The sequence below is a fragment of the Elusimicrobiota bacterium genome (genome assembly GCA_041660185.1).
In the GTDB taxonomy this organism is placed as follows: Bacteria; Elusimicrobiota; Elusimicrobia; order 2-01-FULL-59-12; family 2-01-FULL-59-12; genus JBAZWU01.
Genome location: JBAZWU010000025.1, coordinates 1 through 6,396, shown reverse-complemented (window position 1 = coordinate 6,396; position 6,396 = coordinate 1). Strand labels below are relative to the sequence as shown.

3 protein-coding genes are annotated in these 6,396 nt (G+C 54.0%); 1 reads left to right on the top strand and 2 read right to left on the bottom strand.

Annotated features, from left to right (window positions below; genetic code table 11):
- Positions 1–168 precede the first annotated feature (168 nt).
- Positions 169–828, top strand: a complete 660-nt coding sequence (locus WC859_10660) for a hypothetical protein (GenBank protein MFA5976607.1) — start codon at positions 169–171, stop codon at positions 826–828.
- Positions 829–969: 141 nt separating this feature from the next.
- On the opposite strand, the gene WC859_10655 is transcribed toward WC859_10660, so the two are convergent.
- Positions 970–2,235, bottom strand: a complete 1,266-nt coding sequence (locus tag WC859_10655; GenBank protein ID MFA5976606.1) for a glycosyltransferase family 2 protein — start codon at positions 2,233–2,235, stop codon at positions 970–972.
- Positions 2,232–6,233, bottom strand: coding sequence for a polysaccharide deacetylase family protein (locus tag WC859_10650; protein ID MFA5976605.1), 4,002 nt, complete (start codon positions 6,231–6,233; stop codon positions 2,232–2,234). The genes WC859_10655 and WC859_10650 overlap by 4 nt, the downstream gene beginning before the upstream one ends.
- Positions 6,234–6,396: the final 163 nt, after the last annotated feature.

The following is a 6,396-nucleotide window of genomic DNA, read 5'->3' as shown; positions in this document are numbered from 1 at the left end:
TTCGGAGTATTAACGTTTGACGTCCCTCCTCCGTCATTGAAAGAAATGATCCGTCTGGTGGACAACTTGATGTACCAGGTCAAGAACAGCGGCAAGAATAACGCCCTTTTCTCCCGTTATGAGGCGCCGGCCGCCTCATCCCCGGGCGGACCGGCTCAATAGGAACGCATGCGAATTCTTTCTCTGAGCGGACGCATGGCCGGGGTGTTAGCCCTCGTCGCGTCGGTTTCCTTCGGCGCTGATCTTTTAAAGCGGGAACCGGAAGTTCCAGCGGGCTTTCAATTCATACGCACACTGGACGTCGAGGGGTTCGTTGAACGCATAAACTATTACGGCCGCGGGGCCCAGACCTTCCGGCTACGAACCCGCTATCTCGACCCGGATGTCAACGCCTTTGTGGGCATGCTGACGGGAGTCAGCCATTTTAACCAGAATTTATACATCGGGGATCCCAATAACCCGGATACCGCCGTACTCCTCTGGAACTGGGGAGCGGATGTCGGCATCAAACGCGGCCGGCACCTCTGGGAACTTGATTTGATGGGAGCGGTGCTGGGCAATCGCCTGGGCCCGGCGGTGGCGATCGTCGGAGAACACGAACTCTCAAAACGCTGGGCGCTTTATCACCGGACCGAAGCCAATCTGTTCACCGGAGATGTGATCTTGGATATGGATCAGGGGATCTGGTACCGGCTGGGGCCCGTTCACGTCACCATCGGATATCGCCTCTTTAACTCCCGTCACATGAACCGCGACGGGCCCCGGGTAGGAATTCTGCTCCGCTTCGAAAGTCCTAAAATTCCTTTTCTCTTCCCGAGTATCGGCTAATCTAGAACCCTCACCCCAGCCCTCCCCCTCCGCAGGGGGAGGGAGTGTTAGATTTTCGTGGGTATCATCGCCCTCTCCCTGCTGAGGGAGAGGGCAAGCAGGACGGCCGCTAGGTCGGACAAGCGAGGGTGCGGGTATCCGTTAAACAGCGGAAGTTTTAAAGCGCTTCGTTTTGACCCAGGTGCGCTTTTCCCCTTTGATGAACTCCAGGTAAAAGGCGTTCGCCACCACAAAAGGCCAGAGCTGGCAGTAAGTGAAGTACATCGCCATCGTATAGAAAATATTGGAGATCGAGTCTTCTTCGGGTTCCCGCAGCAGCATCAGCACGATCTCGGTCACAAAGAGCAGATACGCCATCAGCCAGACTTCAAGATACGGGCCCGGCACCGGAATAAAAATCAGTCCGAACAACCCTAGGATGAACAGCAGCCCGGACGACACAATGGCCAGTACAAAAACGTAGTACAGGCACAGGAAGTAAAACACTTCGAGCGCCAGCGCCTTATTCTTCGCCGTCTCGATGCCCGCGAGAAATTTCCTCATGAGATAGAAACTCCCCCGCGCCCAGCGGGTCCGCTGTTGGAACCAGGTATGCAGGTCTTCCGGCTCCTGTTCCCAGGTCACCGCGTAGGGAACGAACTTAATCCGGAAACCGGCTTCCAGAATCCGCAGGGAGAGTTCCGCATCTTCCGTCAGGGCTTCTTCATCCCATAACCCCACGTCCTGAAGCACTTCTTTTCTGACGATAAAATTGGTGCCCGGGAGCGTGGCGATCTTGAGCAACTTCCAGCGTCCGGCCTGGACGATCCACTGGAAACTCAAGCCTTCAATATTGATAAAGCGCGTGAGCAGGTTGCGGTTCCGGTTCTGCGTCCGGAATTTTCCCAGGGCCGCCCCCAGCGTGGGCTCCATGACGAACTGCGCCGCCAGATAGCGCAGCGACTCGGGCTCGGGCTGGTTATCGGCATCAAAGATAGCGATCAAGCTGTGCCGAGCCAGTTTCACGCCGCAGTTTAAGACAGCAGCTTTTCCTCTTCCCCCTTCTTCTCGTGGGATATGGATGGGACGGATCTGCGGGTGCTGCTGGGCCAGACGTTCTACAATTTCCGCCGTTCGATCGGTGGACCCATCGTTTAGAACGATAACTTCAATTTTATCCGGCGGGTAATCTGAGGCCAGCAGGGCCTTCAGCGTACGCTCAATGACGATCTCTTCGTTATGGGCCGGAATTAGAATCGAGAGTGGCGGTAAATCCAGATTCGAGTCATCCAGCTGGACCTGTTCTCGCGCCGACTCACGGCTGTAGAGATAGCCGGCAAAGGCCAGGACAAACTGGTACATGAGCATGAACCAGATCAGAAGAACACTGACGATAAAGAGAATATCGATCGGGATGCCCGAGATCATTTTGTCCCCTTCTGGAAACGGTTCAACACACGAGACCGAACACCCTTGGTCCGCCGGTTCAGGATAATAAAGAAAATCAAAATAGCCAGCAACCCACTGGAAGCCAAACCAAAAATGACGATGAGGGAAGCACTGACGAGACTCGTAAATTCCACAAGGTATAGAACAGGGGTTTCACAAATCACTTCCAGCCGGTGACGTCCAGGCGGCGCCAGCACGGTATAGCCGTCATCTCCCCGGATGGAAGACAGTTTGGCCGGCTGGCCATCCAGGGTGGTCTTGTAAGGCATTTTATTGAACATCAACGCACAGCGACTGGGGGAGTCGTACGTCACCGCCAGACCGCGAGCGAGCCGCTCGCTCGTCACCAGCTCACCCGAGATCGAAATCAGATGGGTTTCCAACTGGCTGGCATCAAACCACGAATGCTGCTTGCGGGAAAAAGACAAGGTATGCTCCCCTGCCGGAATCCAGACACTGCCTTTTTCAGCGCAGTGCCAGGGTTTCCCGTCCAAACGAAACTTTCGGCTGTCGCGTCCGACATCCAAACGAATGGTGTTCGGCGTTTGGACCACCCAATGATCATTCTCCCACCGGGCGGAGGCATGGCCGGCCATCGCAAACGGCATGATTTCCCAATCCGGTTCATTGATCGTCGATTCCGCATAAAAACAGACTCGAGACGCTTGATCGGACGCAGCATGCCAGAGTTGAATCAGTTCGACTCCTGTCGGTTTCAGAGTCGGGAATGCCTTTTGAGACGGATACCCTTTCAGGTCAGGGTCATGAACATCCAACACATTGATATCGATCATAAAGGGCTTGCGCAACGGGATCTTTTTGTAGCGCTCTCCAATTCGCGTATAGCGGTCCGGAGCGCTCGACCAATCCGAGGCGGGGTCCTCGACTTGAAGCGTCGCCCCGGTGTGATTGACCAATTCAATGGTCCGGGGGAGATCAATCGCCAGATAATCGGACAATTCGGGATGGGTGGCCGCATCCAGCATGGTGACGATAATTTCCCACTGGCGGTTCTGTTCTTTGCCGAGTTTCTGGAAAAAGTCCAGAAACGTCTTCAACAGCCGGGTGTTGACGGCCCGCCGGTAGTCATAAAACGCCTGAAGCCCGGCCGGATCCCTCTCCCAATAGTGGGCCGAATCCTTCTGAAAAAGCTCCACCGGGTCAAAATGCTGAAGCGCTTCAAACTCTCGGCGGGCCTGGTTATTGAGCGGCGTGAAAAGGTTCGGACGCTCCGGGCCGGACAAGGATTCGAACGTCAGTTCACCGATATCCGCCCCATCCCAATCGAATTTACTCATGAAATTCCGCAGATCGGACAAAACCATTTTGAGACAAGCCGGATCCTGCAGATTCATCGGGGAACGCCAGTCCACCTGCGCATCCGCTAACAACGCTGTCTTTTCGCGCCAATGGGGATGCTGTTCCCAAAATTGTTTACTGATGTGCGGCCACTCAAACCACGCATAAACCAGGATGCCGTTCTGGTGAGCCACCTTGACCAGCCGGGCGTAGTCGTAGGTGTATTTGTTATAGAAGTGCCAGGCCGCTACGTGAACGGCTCGAATCCCTGAACGCCGCCACATCTTCGCCAGCACTTCAATGCTGATATTCTGTCGATAACCGGGGTCAAAATAGACATCGGCACCTATTCGAGTCCCCATCGGGCTGACGTGGAGTTCATTCAGGAGAATTTGCGGAAGATTGGGGAACCGTGCATACCCTTTTCCGGTCAGCGAATCAAAAAGCGGAGCAAAGTACAGATACCGCCCCTCCCGCTGACGTTTGCTGATGACCAAGGGGTGCTGAGACTCCCGATCCGAGTAGTAAACAGACGCTTCCTTAGGCGATGGTTCAGCGATCCACCACGTCAGGGGCCGATCCGCCCAGCGTGTCTCCTGATTCATCAGTAAATGATCCTGAAGAATTTGAACGGGGATGGGACCCTCCAGGCGAATACCCAGTTCCTGGCTGATCGGGCTTTCCCCGTCTGTAATAAGCGTGATCCCGCCATTAAGCGCCGTCACAATACGCTCGACGACATTCTGGGGGAGCGATTTGGCCGTGGCCCAAGGAATGACCAGCATCGTGAATGGCCCTAAATCTTCTTCAATGAACCGTGTGTAATCAATTTTATCAACATCGAATCCAAGGTTGGTAAAGGTGGACCAAAAACTCTCTTGATCAATGGCTCCCTCGCCCTTGGCTTTCGCATTCCAAAGAATAATGGTCTTGACCGGACTTCGAACCGTATGCGGTGCTAAAACCGACTCCAGCTTTCGCTGAAGCACGGACAAGTCTCCTTTGGCCAGGTGCCACAACTTTTTGAAGACTCCGGGAGCCGGAACATCCTGCCGCCGCGCGACATACGTCTGGCCTTCCAGAACATGAACCTGTCGCTTCAGCAAGGCCTGCGGAGGCACTTCCTCCGAACGCCTGGATAACTCCTGCCCCCTGGGACCCAGCACGTATTCATTCAGAAACCGGCCATGCCCGGCAATCTCAACGGGGCCGCTGCCGGTCTTCACAAGATGGCCTTCGCAATTCATCTCATTCGGAAAGCTTCGTAAATCAATAAACGTAAATCCTCTCTTCTTAACTCCCGCAATAATTTCATCCAGCAGCTGGGGTTTAAGAAAGGGATGGAAAAAGAAACTCGCGTAGCCATCCCGCACCACTTGCTCCGCGTCCGCCGCCTGGAGAATTGGCTCAATGCGCTGGTCATCGATCGGGATATACGCCAGGCTCTCCGGAATGACATATTGCCCATTCATATCAACCACCGGATACGGGAAAAATTGGTCGGAATCGAGGCTGGGCCCGGCGAGACGGCGTTCAAAAACCGTATTAAAAAATCGACGGAAAACCCGATAGTCCAGGGGAGACGCCGCATAATGCGGCGTTTCCCAAACCGCCGGGTAAACCCCAAGCGCTAAAGCCTCTTTGATGGCATCGGTAATTCGGCGAGTCGCAAAGGTTTCCGAATCTCCTCGGACGGGTCGGTCACTCAAGTCGTCCCAGAACTCATAGTCATCCGTGCTGACGCCACGGTATTGGTGTGTAAACCCGTGAAGAATGGGGACCCCGCCGGCTTTGATGTAGCGCCCAATTTGACGAACTACCTCCGGCTTGTCGGCCATACGGAACTCCTGCCGACCTTCCGGATTCACATACATGGGCACAAAACCAAACGAAAAAGGAATTTTGTGCCGGCGGATCACCCGAAGAGTGGCGTCCAAGTCTTTCGGAACGGACATGGCATTAATATCTTCGATACGAAGCAGGGCTGGATGGTTTTCGACATGCGATATACCCAGAATATCGTGAAGCAAGTCGCAAAGAACCAAGTAGCGATCATTTTCACCGGAGTAGGAGAAAGGCGAATCCGCAAAAACCCAGAAATTCTTACTTTGCATGGCATAAGGAATTCGCTTGTTTTCACGACTGGTCGTTGTCGCAAGGACTTTGACAAGATCAGGATTTCGTACCGCCAACCAATTGGTTTCTGGATCGCCCTTAACCAGGGTTTGGCCCTTATAAAAAACATGCGTGAACTTAACTCGATCGAAAAAACGTATAAATCTCAGCCCATGCTTCTTCAGAAATCCTCGGCGATCAAGCTGCCCGACCTGGTTGCCCAGCCAGCAGAAAGTTCGGGGGCTGCGAGCGATATCGTCGATAAAGACGGAAGGAACGTCGTAGCGCTTCTGGTAAATCATGACAAAAACAGCGTCATACTGTTTCCATTCGCCAGCCTGGTAAGTTTCAATGGAATGGATCGTCCGGCGAGTGGTGAAATGGCCCAGAAGGTTCCCAAGGTAGAACGCATCGAGACGCCCGACATTGCGCGGCTGGTCCAATCCGTCATAAAGGACAAGGACCGCAGGGCCTGAATTCAGATTAGGAACCGGCTGGGCAAGCAGAAACGAAGCCCAGAAACTCACCGTCAAAAAAGTGCCTATAAAACGACGGAAATGCATTGCGGGGATTATATCAGAAGCGTTTCAGACAGGGATATCAGGGCTGAAAGAACTCAATCCGGAGGGTACTGGTGCGGTAGGTCCGCTGGGCATAGGTCGGCATGAAATTGGCCTGGAAGTAAATCTGCTCGGGAGGATCCTCGGGGCCGTAGTCGCTGGGCCC

Coding starts and splice junctions, on each gene's coding strand:
- WC859_10660 (MFA5976607.1), top strand. CDS start 169: ATGCGAATTCTTTCTCTGAGCGGACGCATGGCCGGGGTGTTAGCCCTC.
- WC859_10655 (MFA5976606.1), bottom strand. CDS start 2,235: ATGATCTCGGGCATCCCGATCGATATTCTCTTTATCGTCAGTGTTCTT.
- WC859_10650 (MFA5976605.1), bottom strand. CDS start 6,233: ATGCATTTCCGTCGTTTTATAGGCACTTTTTTGACGGTGAGTTTCTGG.